Source organism: Geminicoccus flavidas, from assembly GCF_009806515.1.
GTDB classification, from domain to species: domain Bacteria; phylum Pseudomonadota; class Alphaproteobacteria; order Geminicoccales; family Geminicoccaceae; genus Geminicoccus; species Geminicoccus flavidus.
Genome location: NZ_WUJP01000361.1, coordinates 1 through 16,424 on the forward strand (window position 1 = coordinate 1; position 16,424 = coordinate 16,424).

16 protein-coding genes are annotated in these 16,424 nt (G+C 68.4%); 4 read left to right on the plus strand and 12 right to left on the minus strand.

Features of this window, described 5'->3' with window-relative positions; translation table 11 throughout:
- A partial coding sequence (locus EQG76_RS33390) for a chorismate mutase (protein ID WP_407925524.1) occupies positions 1 to 169 on the plus strand: 169 nt, incomplete at its 5' end.
- A 21-nt stretch (positions 170 to 190) separates the two neighbouring features.
- Here EQG76_RS33390 and EQG76_RS10135 read toward each other — a convergent pair.
- The 3 genes from EQG76_RS10135 to EQG76_RS10145 all read right to left on the minus strand — a co-directional run bounded on the left by EQG76_RS10135 (position 191) and on the right by EQG76_RS10145 (position 3,060).
- Positions 191 to 931, minus strand: coding sequence for an SDR family oxidoreductase (locus EQG76_RS10135; RefSeq protein WP_159713010.1), 741 nt, complete (start codon positions 929 to 931; stop codon positions 191 to 193).
- A 115-nt stretch (positions 932 to 1,046) separates the two neighbouring features.
- Positions 1,047 to 1,772, minus strand: a complete 726-nt coding sequence (gene phbB / locus EQG76_RS10140; protein ID WP_159713012.1) for an acetoacetyl-CoA reductase — start codon at positions 1,770 to 1,772, stop codon at positions 1,047 to 1,049.
- Positions 1,773 to 1,881: 109 nt separating this feature from the next.
- Complete coding sequence (locus tag EQG76_RS10145; protein ID WP_159713034.1) at positions 1,882 to 3,060, minus strand: acetyl-CoA C-acetyltransferase; 1,179 nt, start codon at positions 3,058 to 3,060, stop codon at positions 1,882 to 1,884.
- Positions 3,061 to 3,322: 262 nt separating this feature from the next.
- Between EQG76_RS10145 and EQG76_RS10150 the strand changes: the two genes are divergently transcribed.
- Entirely contained in the window at positions 3,323 to 4,057 is a 735-nt protein-coding gene (locus tag EQG76_RS10150) for a PRC-barrel domain-containing protein (protein ID WP_159713014.1), read from the plus strand.
- 67 nt (positions 4,058 to 4,124) lie between these two features.
- On the opposite strand, the gene aspS is transcribed toward EQG76_RS10150, so the two are convergent.
- Entirely contained in the window at positions 4,125 to 5,951 is a 1,827-nt protein-coding gene (aspS, locus tag EQG76_RS10155; RefSeq protein WP_159713016.1) for an aspartate--tRNA ligase, read from the minus strand.
- A 107-nt stretch (positions 5,952 to 6,058) separates the two neighbouring features.
- Here aspS and rnd point away from each other — a divergent pair, with 107 nt between their 5' ends.
- Both rnd and EQG76_RS10165 read left to right on the plus strand, forming a co-directional pair.
- Positions 6,059 to 7,213 carry a ribonuclease D gene (gene rnd / locus EQG76_RS10160; protein ID WP_159713018.1) on the plus strand — a complete coding sequence of 385 codons (1,155 nt, stop codon included), beginning with the start codon at positions 6,059 to 6,061 and terminating at the stop codon, positions 7,211 to 7,213.
- Positions 7,214 to 7,231: 18 nt separating this feature from the next.
- The gene (locus tag EQG76_RS10165; RefSeq protein WP_159713020.1) at positions 7,232 to 8,029 is read left to right on the plus strand and encodes an NAD-dependent epimerase/dehydratase family protein; all 798 of its coding nucleotides are present in this window, start codon (positions 7,232 to 7,234) and stop codon (positions 8,027 to 8,029) included.
- Here the strand turns inward: EQG76_RS10165 and lpxB are convergent.
- From lpxB to rseP, 8 genes are all read right to left on the minus strand, one after another.
- Positions 7,979 to 9,211 carry a lipid-A-disaccharide synthase gene (gene lpxB, locus EQG76_RS10170; protein WP_159713022.1) on the minus strand — a complete coding sequence of 411 codons (1,233 nt, stop codon included), beginning with the start codon at positions 9,209 to 9,211 and terminating at the stop codon, positions 7,979 to 7,981. The genes EQG76_RS10165 and lpxB overlap by 51 nt on opposite strands.
- Positions 9,208 to 10,029: an LpxI family protein gene (locus tag EQG76_RS10175; RefSeq protein WP_159713024.1), complete on the minus strand. Its 822-nt coding sequence runs from the start codon at positions 10,027 to 10,029 to the stop codon at positions 9,208 to 9,210. Before EQG76_RS10175 ends, lpxB begins: the two co-directional genes overlap by 4 nt.
- An 8-nt stretch (positions 10,030 to 10,037) precedes the next feature.
- Positions 10,038 to 10,841: an acyl-ACP--UDP-N-acetylglucosamine O-acyltransferase gene (gene lpxA / locus EQG76_RS10180; RefSeq protein WP_159713026.1), complete on the minus strand. Its 804-nt coding sequence runs from the start codon at positions 10,839 to 10,841 to the stop codon at positions 10,038 to 10,040.
- Positions 10,834 to 11,325: a 3-hydroxyacyl-ACP dehydratase FabZ gene (gene fabZ / locus EQG76_RS10185; protein WP_223861617.1), complete on the minus strand. Its 492-nt coding sequence runs from the start codon at positions 11,323 to 11,325 to the stop codon at positions 10,834 to 10,836. Before fabZ ends, lpxA begins: the two co-directional genes overlap by 8 nt.
- Entirely contained in the window at positions 11,322 to 12,365 is a 1,044-nt protein-coding gene (gene lpxD / locus EQG76_RS10190; RefSeq protein WP_159713028.1) for a UDP-3-O-(3-hydroxymyristoyl)glucosamine N-acyltransferase, read from the minus strand. The genes fabZ and lpxD overlap by 4 nt, the downstream gene beginning before the upstream one ends.
- Positions 12,366 to 12,371: 6 nt before the next feature.
- Positions 12,372 to 13,007 carry an OmpH family outer membrane protein gene (locus EQG76_RS10195; RefSeq protein WP_159713030.1) on the minus strand — a complete coding sequence of 212 codons (636 nt, stop codon included), beginning with the start codon at positions 13,005 to 13,007 and terminating at the stop codon, positions 12,372 to 12,374.
- Positions 13,008 to 13,062: 55 nt separating this feature from the next.
- Entirely contained in the window at positions 13,063 to 15,255 is a 2,193-nt protein-coding gene (gene bamA / locus EQG76_RS10200; protein ID WP_235031298.1) for an outer membrane protein assembly factor BamA, read from the minus strand.
- A 160-nt stretch (positions 15,256 to 15,415) separates the two neighbouring features.
- Positions 15,416 to 16,424: RIP metalloprotease RseP (rseP, locus tag EQG76_RS10205; protein ID WP_159713032.1), on the minus strand; the 1,009-nt coding region annotated here is incomplete at its 5' end.

The window sequence follows — 16,424 nt, forward strand, 5'->3', positions numbered from 1 at the left end:
CCCTGCGCGCGAGCAGCGCCAGATCGAGCGGCTGCGGCAGCTCGCGGATTCCGCCGGCCTGGAACCGGAACTGGCCGAGAAGTTCCTGAACTTCATCGTCAAGGAGGTGATCCGGCACCACGAGGTGATCGCCCGCGAGCGCGCCCTGTCCAGGCAGGACCCGCCCTGACCAAGGCGGGCCCATCCGGGCTCAGATGGTGAGGCCGCCGTCGATCACCGCCAGCGTGCCGGTCGTGTAGGCGCTCTCGTCGGACGCCAGGTAGATCGCCAGCGCCGCGATCTCCTCCGGGGTGCCCAGCCGGCCCAGCGGCTGGCGGGCGATGAACTCCTTGCGCGACTGCACCGGATCGGCCGCGGCGTTGATCCGGTCATCCAGCGATGGCGACTGCACCGTGCCCGGGCAGATCGCGTTGCAGCGGATGTTCTGCTTCACGAAGTCCATCGCCACCGACTTGGTCAGCCCCTGCACGGCCGCCTTGGAGGTACCATAGGCGAAGCGATTGGGCACGCCCTTGAAGGCGCCGGCCACGCTCGCGACGTTGACGATGCTGCCGCCGCCCTGCTCGATCATCCTGGGCAGGAACGCCTTGATGATCCAGAACATCGAGCGGACGTTCAGGTCGAAGGCGAACTCCCACTGCTCGTCGGTGCAGTCCAGGATCGTGCCGTTGTGGACATAGCCTGCGACGTTACACAGCACGTTGATACCCGGGTTCTGCTCGGCGCAGGCGCGGATCGCGTCCGCGGACAGGACGTCCAGGCGCTCGGCGCGGATGCCCTTCTCCTGCTCCAGGCTCTCCAGCGCATGGATGTTCACGTCGGTCGCGAGCACGTCGGCACCTTCGCGGGCGAAGGAAAGGGCGATCGCACGGCCGATCCCCTGCGCGGCCGCGGTCACCAGGACGCGTTTGCCCGCGAGACGTCCACTCATCCCATCTACTCCAAGCGATCGAGGTCCCAAGCCGGCCGATCCGTCCGGCCGGGCCGCACCAGTAGCGGACACGGCCCGGGACCGAAAGAGCCCGAGACCGCCACCCGCTGCCGGTTCAGATCATGTACTGACCGCCGTTCACGCTTAAGGTCGAGCCGGTGATGAAACCGGCATCGTCGCCCGCCAGGAATACGACCGCCCGGGCGATCTCCTCGGGCTCCCCTAGGCGCCCGACCGGGATCAGCGGCAGGATCTTGGCGTTGAGCACCTCTTGGGGCACCGCCTTGACCATGTCGGTCGCAACATAGCCGGGCGCCACCACATTGACCGTGATGTTCGCGCGCGCGCCTTCCAGGGCCAGCGCCTTGGTGAAGCCCGACGCGCCGGACTTCGCCGCCGCATAGTTGGTCTGGCCGAACTGGCCCTTCTGGCCATTGATCGAGCCGATCGTGATGATCCGGCCGAAGCCGCGCTTCTTCATCCCGTCGAAGACGCATTTGGACATGTAGAACAGCGAGTCGAGGTTGGTCGCCATCACCTCGCGCCACTGCTCGACGGTCATCTTGCTGAAGCTGGTGTCGCGGGTGATGCCTGCATTGTTCACCAGTATGTCGACCGGACCGAGTTCCGCCTCGACCTTGGCCACCCCCGCCTGGCATGCCTCAAAGTCGGACACGCTCCACTTGAACACCGGGATCCCGGCCCGCTCGGAGAATTCCTTGGCCGCCTGATCGTTGCCCGCATAGTTCGCCGCCACCTGGTGTCCCGCTTCCTTGAGCGCAGTGGACACTGCAGCGCCGATGCCCCGAGAGCCGCCGGTAACGAGTGCAACGCGAGCCATGTCGGTTCTCCCCAATCGTTCCGCGGTCCCGTGGCGGGACCTTGATTATTGATATGTCGTTCCCCGGCCGGGCGGCGACACCTGGCCGGGGAAACTATCATCAAAAAGATCAGTCGCGGGCCACGCACATGGCGATGCCCATGCCCCCGCCGATGCACAGCGTCGCCAGGCCCTTCTTGGCGTCGCGCTTCTGCATCTCGTGCAGGAGGGTCACCAGGACCCGCGCTCCCGACGCACCGACCGGATGGCCCAGCGCGATCGCCCCGCCGTTGACGTTCACCTTGGACGTGTCCCAGCCGAGGTCCTTGTTGACCGCGCAGGCCTGGGCGGCAAACGCCTCGTTGGCCTCGACCAGGTCGAGATCGTCGGTCTTCCAGCCGGCCTTCTTCAGCGCCGCGCGGGAGGCCGGGATCGGGCCGGAGCCCATGATCGCCGGGTCGACGCCGGCCTGGGCCCAGGAGACGATCCGGGCCAGCGGAGTGAGGCCGCGCTTGTTCGCCTCCTCCGCGCTCATCACGAGCACGGCCGCAGCGCCGTCATTGATGCCGGACGCGTTGCCGGCCGTGACCGTGCCGTCCTTGGCGAACGCCGCGCGCAGCTTCTGCATGGCCTCGATGGTGGCGCCAAAACGTGGATACTCGTCCTGCTCGACCACCACGTCGCCCTTGCGGGTCTTGATGGTGACCGGGACGATCTCGTCCTTGAACCGCCCGCTCTTGACCGCCGCCTCGGCCTTGTTCTGCGAGGCCAGCGCGAACTCGTCCTGCTGCTCGCGGGTGATCTGCCACTTCTCGGCGACGTTCTCGGCGGTGTTGCCCATGTGGTAGCCGTTGAAGGCGTCCCACAGCCCGTCCTTGATCATGGTGTCGACCATCTCCACCGAGCCCATCTTGGCCCCGGCGCGGAGATAGGAGGCGTGCGGCGCCTGCGACATGCTCTCCTGGCCGCCGGCGACCACGATCGAGCTGTCGCCGCTGCGGATCGCCTGGTAGGCCATGGCCACCGTCTTCAGGCCCGAGCCGCACAGCATGTTCACGCCATAGGCCGGGACGTCGACCGGCAGGCCGGCGTTCACCGCAGCCTGGCGGGCCGGGTTCTGGCCCTGGGCTGCCGTCAGGATCTGGCCGAGCATCACCTCGGAGACCTCCGCGGCGTCGACCTTGGCGCGCTCCAGGACGGCCTGGATGACGACCTTGCCGAGATCATGGGCCGGAAGGGTCGACAAGGCGCCGTTGAATGACCCGATCGCGGTCCTGGCCGCGCTCACGATGACCACATCACTCATGATGTTCCTGCCCTTTCCTTGCCGGTCCATTTGACCCGGCTGCCGCGGCGAGTCCATCGGCGGCGGCCGGGCTGTTGTCGAAAGTCTCCCCCAGCCGGCCCATGGGCGCAAGCGACCTGCCTCCGCCTGCTCCGCTTCGCCCGGATTGGGCAAGACATCCCTTAATTTTTGTGAAGCGAGTGTGGAACCCGGTGCGCGCGAACAGGGTTAGGCAGCCAGTCGATCGCAAGATCGGAACCGAACCCTGGAAAGGAGGATGCAGGTCATGCGCAAGTCGTTTCTCGCCAGTGTCGCCGTGATTGGCTTGACCACCGCAAGTGTCGCTTATGCGCAGCAGGATGCCACGACTACTGATCCGGCCGCTCCTGCTGAACAGGTCACGCCGATGACCGAGCCGGAAGCGCCCACGGGTGGCGAAACCATGGGAGCTGCCGGTAACGAGGCCGGTGGTGCCGCGCAGCAGGGCATCGAGGGTGCTGGCCCGACCATGACCGAGAGCGACGGCAGCATGGGCACCGCCCCCACCGAAACTGGCACCAGCACCGCGCAGAGCTACCAGCCCTATAGCGGCCAGGAAGCGGGCAGCTTCACCGGCACGATCGCCGGCGACTTCAGCGCCGACGAGCTGATGAACCGCAACATCGTCGACATGGAAGGCAACAATGTCGGCCAGATCAGCGACCTGCTGATCGGCAGCGACGGCACGATCCAGAACGTCCTGGTCGACGTCGGCGGCTTCCTCGGCATCGGCACCCGCACCGTGTCGCTGGGCCTGGACCAGGTGCAGATGGCGCAGGGTGACGCCGAGGACCTGGTCGTCAACATGTCCCGCGAGCAGATCGAGAACCTGCCTCAGGTCGAGGAGCGCGACGGCACCTGGGGCATGATGCCCGAGACGCCCGACATGCCGGCCGATACCGGCACCACGGCCCCGGGTCTCGCTCCGGCGACAGGCACCGACCCGGCCGCACCGGCGGCCCCGGCCACCACGACCCCGTAAGTCCGGCGTCAGCCGACTAGGGGCAACCACCCGGCCCGCCGGCTCCGGCGGGCCGTTTGGCGTCCGGTCAGAGCTCCACGACCGGCGTCTCGCCCTTGGGCGGCTCGCCGCGCAGCTTCTCGCGCGCCAGCGGGCTGAGCTGCAGGTTCAGTTCCTTGAGCTGCTTGTCGGTCACCCGCGAGGGTGCGCCCAGCAGCAGTTCCTGGGCCTGCTGGTTCAGCGGGAAGGCGGTGACTTCGCGGATGTTCGGCGTGTCCGCCAGCAGCATCACGATCCGGTCGACGCCGGGTGCGATGCCGCCATGCGGCGGAGCCCCGTATTGGAGGGCGCGGAACATGCCGCCGAACCGGTTCTCCAGCTCCTCCCTGCCATAGCCCGCGACCTCGAAGGCCCGCACCATGATGTCGGGCCGGTGGTTACGAATGGCGCCCGACGACAGCTCGATGCCGTTGCAGACGATGTCGTATTGGAAGGCCTTGATGGTTAGCGGATCCTGATCGTTCAGCGCGTCCATGCCGCCCTGGGGCATCGAGAACGGGTTGTGCGAGAAGACGACCTGCTTCAGCTCCTCGTCATACTCGTACATCGGGAAGTCGACGATCCAGCAGAACCGGTAGGCGTTCTTCTCGCAGATGCCGAGCTGCTCGCCGGCCTGGTTGCGCACCTGGCCGGACAGCTTCTCCGCTCCGGCCTTCGTGTCGCAGACGAAGAACACCGCGTCGCCGTCGCCGATCCCGGCCAGCTCCTTCAGCCGGGCGAGGCGCGGCTCGTCCAAGAACTTCGCCACCGGGCCCTTGGCGGCACCGTCCTGGAAGATGATGTAGCCCAGGCCCGGCGCCCCCAGGCCTTGGGCGAAGGCCACCATCTTGTCGAAGTAGGAGCGCGGCTGCCCGGCGGCACCCGGAGCCGGGATCGCGCGCACCACCGCGTTCTTGCCTTCAATCGCCCGCGCGAACACGGCAAAGCCGCCGCCCGCGAACACCTCGGTCACGTCCTGGATCTTGATCGGGTTGCGCAGGTCCGGCTTGTCCGAGCCGTAGTGCAGCAACGCGTCGTGATAGGTGATCTGCGGGAACGGGTAGGGCGTCACCTCCCAGTCGCTGAACTCGGCGAACACGCCGTGGATCACCGGCCCCACTGCGTCGAACACGTCCTGCTGGGTGACGAAGCTCATCTCGACGTCGAGCTGGTAGAACTCGCCCGGGCTGCGGTCGGCGCGCGCATCCTCGTCGCGAAAGCAGGGGGCGATCTGGAAATAGCGGTCGAAACCGCTGATCATGAGCAGCTGCTTGTATTGCTGGGGTGCCTGCGGCAGCGCGTAGAAGTGACCGGGGTGCAGCCGGGACGGCACCAGGAAGTCGCGGGCACCCTCGGGGCTAGACGCGGTCAGGATCGGCGTCTGGAACTCGGTGAAGCCCTGGGCGGTCATCCGCTGGCGCAGCGAGGTGATGATCTTCGAGCGCAGGACGATGTTCTCGTGGATCTTCTGGCGGCGCAGGTCCAAGAACCGGTAGCGCAGCCGGGTCTCCTCGGGATAGTCGCGGTCGCTCGCCACCTCGAGCGGCAGGGTCTCCGCCGCACTCTCGATCGCGAACTCCTCGACCACGACTTCGACGGCGCCCGTGGGCAGCGCCGGGTTGACGGTCGCCGCCTCGCGCGCCACTACCCGACCGGTCGCGGTGACTACGCTTTCCGCCCGAACCCGCGACGCTTCCTCGAAGAACGCGCTGGACGGCTGGCAGACCAGCTGGGTGATGCCGTAGTGGTCGCGCAGGTCGATGAACAGGAGTTGCCCGTGATCGCGCTTGCGCTGGACCCAGCCCGACAGACGGACGGTGCTGCCGACATCGTCCGCGCGAAGCTGTCCGCAGGTATGGGTGCGGTAGAGATGCATGGGTTCCTCGTATCCACCGGCCCCGCCGGCTGTCTCGACCGCGCGTCTAGCCTTACCCGTTCCGCTCGTAAAGCGAGCCTCTCTCCGCAGATGGATTCCCTACCCGCATGCTGATCCAGGACAACGCGTCGCTCGCCGCCGTCTGCGCCAGGCTCGCGCACGAGGATTTCGTGACCGTCGACACGGAGTTCATGCGCGACAAGACCTATTATGCGAAGCTCTGCCTGGTGCAGCTGGGCGGTGACGCGGAAGCGGTCGCGATCGACACGCTCGCCCCCGGCATCGACCTCACGCCGCTGCTCGACCTCATGGCCGACCCCAAGGTCCTCAAGGTGATGCATGCCGCCCGCCAGGACCTGGAGATCTTCTGGCACCTGATGGACGGCCGACTGCCGGCGCCGCTGGTCGACACCCAGATCGCCGCGATGATCCTGGGCTATGGCGAGGAGGTGGGCTACGAGGCCCTGGTCACCCGGCTGACCAATGCCCGGGTAGACAAGACCTCGCGCTATTCCGATTGGTCGCACCGCCCGCTGCGGCCGGCCCAGGTCCAGTACGCGCTGGGCGACGTCATCCATCTGCGCGAGGTCTGGCGCAGGCTCGACCAGGAGATGGTCAAGGCCGGGCGACGCCACTGGCTGGAGGACGAGCACACCGCCCTGTTCGACCCGGGCCTCTACGACGTCGACCCGGACATCGCCTGGCGGCGCCTGAAGGTGCGCTCGCGCGATCCGCGCTTCATCGCGGTCGTCCAGGCGCTGGCCGGCTGGCGCGAGCGGGCGGCGCGGGCCAAGGACCTGCCACGCCAGCGCATCCTACGCGACGACGTGCTGATGGAAATCGCCGCCAACCGCCCGACCAGCGTCGAGGCGCTGAAGGAACTGCCCCGGGTGTCGCTGGACCGGGCCAGCGCCCAGGCGGTGGTCGAGGCGATCGAGGCGGCGCTGCGCCTGCCGCCCGCGGAACTGCCGGTGCTCGAGCCGGTCCGCGACCTGCCGCGCGGCATCCCCGCGATCGTCGACCTGCTCCGGGTCCTCCTGAAGCAAGTCGCCGACGAGCACGACATCTCGCCCCGGCTGATCGCCAACGGCGAGGACCTGGAAGCGGTGGCGCTGGACGACCAGTCGGCGGCCCGCGTGCTGTCCGGCTGGCGCCGCGAGCTGTTCGGTGAGAAGGCGCTGGCGTTGAAACGCGGCGAACTGGTGCTGGGGGTGCGCGGCCGCAAGGTGGTGGTCGAGCCGCGCCAGCCGGCCATGCGCTGAGCGGCACCGGGGCATCCCTTGCGCATCGCGATCACCGGGGCCGGCGGCTTCATCGGCCAACATCTGGCAGCCGCCTTGCCCGAGGCCGTCCCGCTCTCACACCAGGCGATCCCGACGCTGGATGGCCGAAACTTCGACCTGGTGATCCATGCCGGACGATCGCCTAGGATCGGCCGGGCGGACTGGCTTCTGGCGGACGATGCCGAGCACCTGCTCCTGCGCCGCCTGGCGGACAGCGCCTGCCGCTACTTGATGCTGTCCAGCCGCGCGGTGTACGGCCCGGCCGGCAGCGATGCGCTGGCCCCAGACCATGCCACCGCTCCGGCCAGCGCCTATGGCCGCAACAAGCTCCGCCTGGAGCAGGCCGGCCGGGACCTCCTGGGCGAGCGCCTGTGCATCCTGCGGCTGTCCAACGTGTTCGGCTGCGAATGGCCGGGCCGGACCACCTTCTTCGGCACCATGCTGGCGGGCTTGGCCGAGCGGGGCGAGATCCGCTTCGACATGGCCGGCAGCACCCGGCGCGACTTCGTCCCGGTAGAGACGGCCGCACGCACCATCGCCAGCCTCGCCAGGCTCGGCGCCCGGGATCCGGTGCTCCATGTCGGCTCAGGCATCGCCCTGCCCTGCGCGGCGATGGCCGAGGCGGTGATCGCCGGCTTCGGCCAGGGCCGGCTGGTGGCCACAGGACCCGAGCGCGACGGGTTCGCGTTCGACGTGAGCCGCACCGTGGCACTCACTGGCATCGCACTGGACGAGGCCGGGGTGCTAGGGACAGCCCGGGCCGCGGGCCGGCAGCTGGCGCAGCTCCGGCGCTGAGCCCGGCAACGCCAGCCCGTCCGGCAGGAGCGGCCCCAGTGCCGCGCGCACCGCGGCCTCGCTCGGCTGCATGCCGCTCGGAGGCACCAGGCTGCGTACCACTCCAGCCATTGCCTCGCGCTGGGCCGAGGCCTCGTCCGGATCATCCAGCAGGGCCTGCGCCTCGGCCGCGATGCGCACCGGCGTACAGTCCTCCTGCAGGAGTTCCGGCAGCACTGGCCGGCCCGCAATCAGGTTGACCAGCGAGACGTAGCGCACCTTGACCAGCCGCCTCGCCAGCCAAGCCGAGAGCGCGGAGGTCTGGTACATCACCACGGTCGGGCAGGTCGCCAGCGCCAGTTCCAGCGTCACCGTGCCGGACGCGGCGATCGCCAAGTCGCAAGCGGCGAACAGGTCGAACCGGTTGGACCGATCGGTGCTGATCTCGGTCGGCACCGGCCACTCTGCCACCGCCTCCCTGACCAGTCCTTCCACGGACGACACGGTCGGCACCACCACGCCCAGATCGGCATGGTCCACCGCCAGATCTCTGACCACCTCGCGCAGGATCGGCAGGTGGCGGGTGACCTCGCTCCGCCGGCTGCCCGGCAGGAGGCAGAGCAGCCGCCTGGTGGCCGGGACCGCATGGGCCGCGCGCCAGCGCAGGCCATCGGGTGTCTGGGCGGGCTCCTCGACCACCGGGTGGCCGACAAAGCTCCCCGAGACACCGAACCGCGCGAAGAAGGCCGGCTCGAATGGCAGGATGTAGAGGACATGGTCGCATAAACCCGGCAGGGCGCGGGCGCGACCTTCCTTCCACGCCCAGGCCTGCGGCGCCACGTAGTGGACCTTGCGTACCGCCAGGTCCTGGAGCCGCTTCAGCAGGCGCAGGTTGAAACCCGGCGCGTCCACGGTGAGCAACAGGTCCGGGCGGATCCGGCGGACCGCCGCCTCGACGTCACGCAGATGCCGGCGAATGCGCAGGATCCTGGGCAGGACCTCGGCAAAGCCCATCAGCGCCAGGTCTTCCAGCGGCAGGAGGCTGCGCTGGCCATGCCCGGCCAGCCTCGGGCCGCCCACGCCCACGACCTCGACCGGGCGCGGGGCGAGGAGCTGCTTCAGCGTGTCGACGAACCGCCCGGCCAGCTGGTCGCCAGACGGCTCGCCAGCCACCACGAACAGCCGGAACGGCGCCAAGCTCATGGCTCGGACGCGATGCCGACCAGGAACAGCCCGGCGGCATCGCAGGCGGCGATCGTGGCTTCCCGGTCGACCAGCAGGGTCTGGCCCGCTTCCAGCGCGATCCCGACCAGACCTGCCGCCTGCGCACGGCGGACCGTGTCGACGCCCGCCGTCGGCAGGTCGGCACGGCGTTCCTGCTGCGGCTTGCGCATCTTGACCAGCACGCCGCCGCGCCCGGCCAGGCGCAGTTCCCCGCAGCGCTCGATCAGCCGGTCCGTACCCTCGATGCCCTCGACGCCGATCACCTGCTCCTGCTGGACCACCACGGCCTGGCCGACATCCAGCGCGCCGAGTGCTCGGGCGACCTTCACGCCGAGTGCGATGTCGCGCAGGGCATCAGCATCGGGGGAGAGCCGGCCGAGCTGTCCCTTCGGCGTCAGCAGGTCGCCCTCGACCTCGTGCGCACCGACGATGCGAAAGCCCTCGCCCTCCAGCTCGGCCAGGATGAGCCGCAGGAGCGCGTCGTCGCCCCGCCCGGTGCGCAAGAGCTTCGGCAACATGCCGATCGCACGCGCGTCCAGCCCGATCGCCGACAGGGAGGGTCGCTTGACCGGGCCGATCAGGCAGACCTCGGCGATCCGCTCACGATGGAGGATCTCGATCGCCCGGCCGACCTGGCCGATCCCGACCGTGGCGCTTTCCAGACCCTCGGCGGTGGTGGGGTCGGTGATCCCGTCCAGGCACAGGATGAACACGTCGCGCCCGGCCCGCCTGGCGGTGTCCGCCAGGCGCCTGGGCATCGGCCCGGAGCCGGCGACGATGGCGAGCCTGCCTGGCACTCTCTAGGTCAGGCCAGCCGGTCGCCGACGCGCGGATGGCAGAGGTCACGCGCCGAGGAGCTCTTGACGAACTCGACCACCTCCATCACCCGGGGCTGGTCCGCAAATACTTCCGCCACCTCGTTCAACCGATCGGCGAAGGCGCCCTCGCCCTCGAACAGGGTGCGATACGCATTGCGCATCTGCCGGATCTCCTCGCGGCTGACCCCGCGCCGCTTCATGCCGACATTGTTCAGCCCGGCCAGATGCGCTCGGTTGCCCATCACCAGCCCATAGGGGATCACATCGTTCTCGACGCCGGACAGGCCACCCAGCATGGCGTGCTGGCCTATCCGCACGAACTGGTGCACGGCGCACAGCCCGCCCAGGAAGGCATAGTCCCCGACCGTGACGTGGCCGCCCAGCGTGGCGTTGTTGGCCATGACCACGCCGTTGCCGACGATGCAGTCATGCGCGATGTGGATGCTCGCCATCAGCAGGCACTCGGCACCCACCACGGTCGCCATCCGCCCGCCCTCGGTGCCTGGATGGATCGTCACATACTCGCGGATCCAGCAGTGCTTGCCGATCGTGATGGTGGACGGCTCGCCCTTGTAGCGCAGGTGCTGGGGCGGCTGGCCGATGCAGGCGAACGGGTGGATGCGCGTGCCCTCGCCCACCGTGGTGTGCCCGTCGATCACGACGTGGGCCACGAGCCGGCAGCCGTTTTCCAGGCGCACGTTCGGGCCGATGATGCAGAACGGGCCGATCTCGACATCTGCGCCGATCTCGGCCTTGCCGTCGACGATGGCGGTGGGGTGGATGCTACTCACCGCCGCGGGTCCCGGTCATCACCTTGGCAGAGAAGGTGCACTCGGTGGCGAGCTGGTCGCCGACCCAGGCATTGCCGCGGAACTTGTAGATCATCAGCTTGCTGCGCTCGAGCACGACCTCGAGCTTGAGCTGGTCGCCCGGCCGGACCGGGCGGCGGAACTTCACGTCGTCGACCGTGGAGAAGTAGACAGTGGTGCCCTCGAACTCCGGCCCCAGCGACGCCACCACCAGCACGGCCGCGGCCTGGGCCAGCGCCTCGATCACCAGCACGCCCGGCATGATCGGGTCGGTCGGGAAATGGCCTTGGAAGAACGGCTCGTTGAAGGTGACGTTCTTGATGCCGACCGCGCGCTTGAACGCCTCGATCTCGGTCACCCCGTCCACCATCAGCATCGGGTAGCGATGCGGGATCCGCTTGAGGATCCCGGCATAGTCGATGTCGGGCAGCGGCGTGCCTTGCTCGAAGCGACCCTGCTGGCTCACCGCGCTTCTCCCTTCTTCTTCCTTTTCCCGAGCATCCGGATCGACGCAACCTGGCGGCGCCACTCGGTGATCGGCACCGCCGGCGCGCCGCCATAGATCGAATCAGCCGGAAGGTCGTCGGTCACGGCGCCCCTGGCGGCCAGCTGCACCCGCGGTCCCAGGACGAGGTGGCCGGCCACGCCCGACTGCGCCGCCAGCACACAATGATCTCCGATCGTCACACTGCCAGAAATGCCGGACTGCGCCACGATGATGCAATGCGCGCCGATCCGCACGTTGTGCGCGATCATGACCAGATTGTCGATCTTGCTGCCTCGGCCGATCACCGTGTCGGAACCGCTGCCCCGGTCGATGGTGGTGTTGGCGCCGATCTCGACATCGTCCTCGATCACGACCCGGCCGAGCTGCGGCACCTTATGGTGGGACGCCCCCATGGCGAAGCCGAACCCGTCCTGGCCGATCCTGACACCGGGATGGATCAGCACCCGCTCGCCTACCAGGCAGTGGGACAGGCTGGCCCCGGCACCGATTCGGCTGCCGGCACCGATCCGGACGTTGCGGCCGACCACGGCGGCAGGCTCGATCCGCACGCCGTCGCCCAGCTCGGCACCGGGCTGAACCACCGCACCCACCGCGATCTGCACGCCTCGGCCGAGCTTCGCGTCCGGGGCGACATGCGCACCGGCCTCGATCCTCCCCTCGCCCAGGGGCGCTGCGCCCGGCACCTCGTCCGGGTAGAAGGCGGCGGCGATGATCGCCATGGCAAGCTGCGGGTCGCGCACCAGCACCCGGGCCTTGCCGGCCGGCACGCGTTCGGCCATGGCCGGTTTGCAGACCACGGCACCGGCGGCCGTTGCCGCAAGATCCGCCAGGTAGCGGCGGTGGTCGAAGAAGGCGAGGTCGGCCGGCCCGGCCGCGGCCAGGCTCGCCACGTCCTCCACCAGCAGGTCGGGATCGCCCACCAGCTCGGCCTGGACCAGCGCGGCGAGCTGGCCCAGCCGGAACGGGCCGGAGCGGTCGAAGAAGCGAGGATCAGCCATGGCCGGCTATTGCTGCGGCTGCTGCTGCGCCGGCTCCGCCGGCAGCGCGTCGGCCACCTTCACGTCGGGCAGAAGCTGGTCGAGGAGCTGGAGCACGTCCTGGGTGATGTCGATCCTGGGCGAGAACACCAGGACGGTGGAGGATGGCACGACGAGGTTGAAGCCCTTCTCCTCGGCCAGCTGCGACACGACCTCGATGATCGCCTCACGGACATCGTTCAGGGCGACGGCGGTCACCTCGTCGAGCTGGCGGCGGCGCTCCTGGACGTTCTTCTGGACCTCGGCGACCTCCTGCTCGAACTCGCGGCGCTTAGTGCCGAAGGCCTCGGGCGAGAGCACGGTGCGCTGCTTGACCAGTGCCTGGTCCTGCTCGCGCAGTGCCTGCTCTTGCTTGGAGATCTCCTCCTGGTAGGCCTTACGCCGCACCTCCACCTGATCGCGGATGCTGCCGGCCGCCTTCGAATCGCGCAGGATCTTCTGGTAGTCGATGATGCCCACCACGGCGGCAGGCAACGTCTCCGAGGCGCCCGCGACCGTGGACGGCAGCGGCTGGGCCGCCGGCTGCTGCTGCGCAGCGGCGGGCAGCACCGTGCCCATCGCTAGGACCGCGGCCAGTGCCGCCATGCGCCCGGCCGCTGTCATGCCGGCGTACGCCGTCTTGTTGCAAGATGTGACCGGCAAGCCCGTTGCCCTCCAATCAGAACCGCGTACCGAACGAGACCCGGAACTCCTCGGTCTGGTCGTAGTCTTCCTTGGCGAACGGCAGCGCGAAATCAACCGCCAATGGGCCGAGCGGCGAGATCCAGGAGATGCCGAAGCCCGCCGAGGCGCGCAACGAGCCGGAATCCTCCAGTCCGGGCCCGCTCGCGTCGATGTCGGTCAGCGTGCCGGCCTGGGCGAAGCCGCGGCCATAGATGCGCAGCTCGTTCGGCAGCCCCAGCGGGAAGCGCATCTCGGCAGTGCCGACATAATAGAGGTTGCCGCCCAGCGAATCGTCGAAGTTCACGTCGCGCGGGCCGATACCGGCGAACTCGAAGCCGCGGAAGCCGGAGCCTCCGATGAAGAACCGGTCAGACAGATGCACGTCCTCGCCGCCGAAGCCGAAGATGTAACCGCCGGACGCGCCCAGGTTCAGCACCACGTCGGGCAGCAGGGAGTAGTACCAGTCGGCCCGGAGCTCCTGCTTGAACCACTGGTTGTCGCCGCCCAGGCCGGCCAGGTCCATGTCGTAGCGGAACAGCATACCCTCGTTCGGCAGGAACCGGTCGTCGCGGGTGTCGTAGGTGAAGGTCTGGCCGATGATGGACGAGGTCCGGTCGCCCTCCTCGTCACGGATATAGGGTGAGGAGTCTTCCGCGACGTCGAAGATCTTGTCGTTGCGCAGGGTGTAGCGCACGCCGTGCCGCCAGTTCTCCGTGAGCGGGTAGTTGGCGCGGATCGTGCCGCCGATGTTGCGCTCGTCGAACGATGATTCGTCCTGGTAGTCGGTCTCGCGCGAGAACAGGTCGAAGCCCACCGCCAGGTCACGGTCCATGAAATAGGGCTCGGTGAAGCCCAGGCCGATGTCCTGGCGCCGGCCGGAGAAGGTGAACTGCGCATCCAGGTCCTGCCCGCGGCCCAGGAGGTTGCGCTCGCGCAGCCGGATGTCGCCCAGCACGCCGTCCGAGGTCGAGTAGCCGGCACCGAAGGAGAGTTCGCCCGTGGAGCGCTCCACCACGTCGACCGCGATCACCACCTTGTCGGGCGCGCTGCCCTGGGTGGTATTGATCGTCACCTTGTCGAAGAAGCCCAGCGCCCGGATGCGCTGCTCGGAACGGCGCAGTAGGTCGGCGTTGAACGCATCACCCTCCGCCAGGCGGAACTCGCGGCGGATCACCCGATCGAGCGTACGGACATTGCCGCGCACGTCGATGCGCTCGACATAGACCCTGGGCCCCTCGTCGACCGCGAAGTTGACCGACACCGTCCGGTTCTCTTCGTCGACCCGCTGGATTGGGTTGACCCGGGTGAACGCGTAGCCCAGCACGGAGAGCCGGTCGGTCAGATCGTCGATGGTCCGCTCGATCTCGCTGCTGTCATAGGTGTCGCCGGCCGTCGGGATGAGCAGCGCCTGCAGTTCCTCGGCCTGCACGTCGCGGACATTGCTGGTGACCTCGATGTCGCCGAACTGGAACAGTTCACCCTCATCGACCGTGAAGGTGATGAAGAAGTTGCGCCCGTCCGGCGACAGCTCCGCTACCGCCGAGCGCACCTCGAACTGCGCGTAGCCGCGACTGGTGTAGTAGCGGCGCAGCAACTCCTGGTCATAGGCCAGCCGGTCGGGATCGTAGGTGTCGTCGGTGGTGAAGAAGCGGTACCAGGCGCTTTCCTTGGTCTGGATGGCGCCGCGCAAGGCCGAATCGGAAAAGTTCTCGTTGCCGATGAAGCTGATGCCGCCGACCCGGGTGAGCGGCCCTTCCTTGATCTCGAACACGAGGTCGACGCGGTTCTGGTCGAGCTCGATGATCTTGGGCTCGACCGCGGCACCGAAGCGGCCCGCACTGCGATAGATGTCCAGGATGCGGGTCACCGCCGCCTGCACCCGGGCCCGGGTGAACACGGTGCGGGGTGCCAGCTGGATCTCCTGGTTGAGAACGTCGTCGGTGATCCGGTCGTTGCCCTCGAACGCCACCCGGTTGATGATCGGGTTCTCGACCACGGTCACCACCAGGGTCTGACCATCGCGCTCGACCCGGACGTCGTCGAACAGGCCGGTGGCGAACAGGGTCTTGAGCGATTCGTCGATCTTGGCGTCGGTGAGCGTGTCGCCCGGCTGCACCGAGAGATAGTTCTCGATGGTCGCGCGCTCGATGCGCTCGTTGCCGCGCACCACGATGTCAATAAGGGTCACCGCTTCCTGCTGCTGCGCCCATGCCACAGGTGTTGCGGCGATGCCGGTCACGAGGGAGGTCGACAGCCACAGCGCGGTCAAGGTCCGGCGCGACGCCCGGCTTATCAGCATATGCCCACCCCAGCGGCCCACCGCGTCCGAGCGGGCGAACACGCCTCGATCAGGAAACCCACCCTTTGAGGAACTCGATGACCTTTAGGTTCACCAAATCGTTCCAAGTGGCGAATACCATGAGAGAAAGCACCATGGCCAGTCCGAAACGGAAGGCCATTTCCTGGGCCCGCTCGGCCAGCGGACGGCCTCGGACCGCTTCTGCCGCGTACATGACGAGGTGACCGCCGTCGAGCATCGGGATGGGGAACAGGTTGATCAGGCCGAGATTGATCGACAGCACCGCGGTGAACCAGATCGCCGGGACCAGGCCGTCCTGGGAGATCTCGCCGGACATCTGCGCGATCCGGATCGGCCCACCCAGTTCCTGGGTGCCACGCGAGCCGACGATCATCTCCCACAGGCCGGCGAGCGTGCCGGTGATCATCTTCCAGGTTTCGGTCACCGCCTCGACCGGTGCGGACAGGAGCGAGCTGCGCCGGAACTCGATGCCGCTGCTGCCGATGCCGATCCGGCCGATGCGATGCTCGTTGCCGAACCGGTCGGTGAGCTCGGTGAGTTCCGGGACCAGCGGCAGGGTCAGCTCGTCGCCATCGCGCAGCAAGGTCACCTCGACCGTCTCGCCCGGCCGCGGCGCCACCAGGCCCTGGAGCTGCTCGAAGCTCTCTACCGGCGTGCCGTCGACCGCGGTGATCCGGTCGCCGGGCAGGATCCCCGCCACTGCCGCCGGGCTGCTCTCGACCACCTGGCCCACCACAGGCGGCGTGAACGGCCGGCCGCTCACCACGAACAGGAAGGTCAGCGCCAGGATCGCGAACAGGAAATTGGCCGCAGGCCCGGCGAACACGATCGCGGCCCGCTGGCCCACCGGCTTCGCCGGGAACGCGGTCCGGTCGGCGGCGAGCGTCTGGTCACTGCGCGCGCTGGCGGCATCCAGGTCGCCATGCATCTTGACGTAGCCGCCCAGCGGGATCGCGCTGAACTTCCAGCGGGTGCCGTGCCGGTCGGTCCAGCCCAAGAGTTCCGGGCCAAAGCCCACTGAGAATACGTCGACGCGC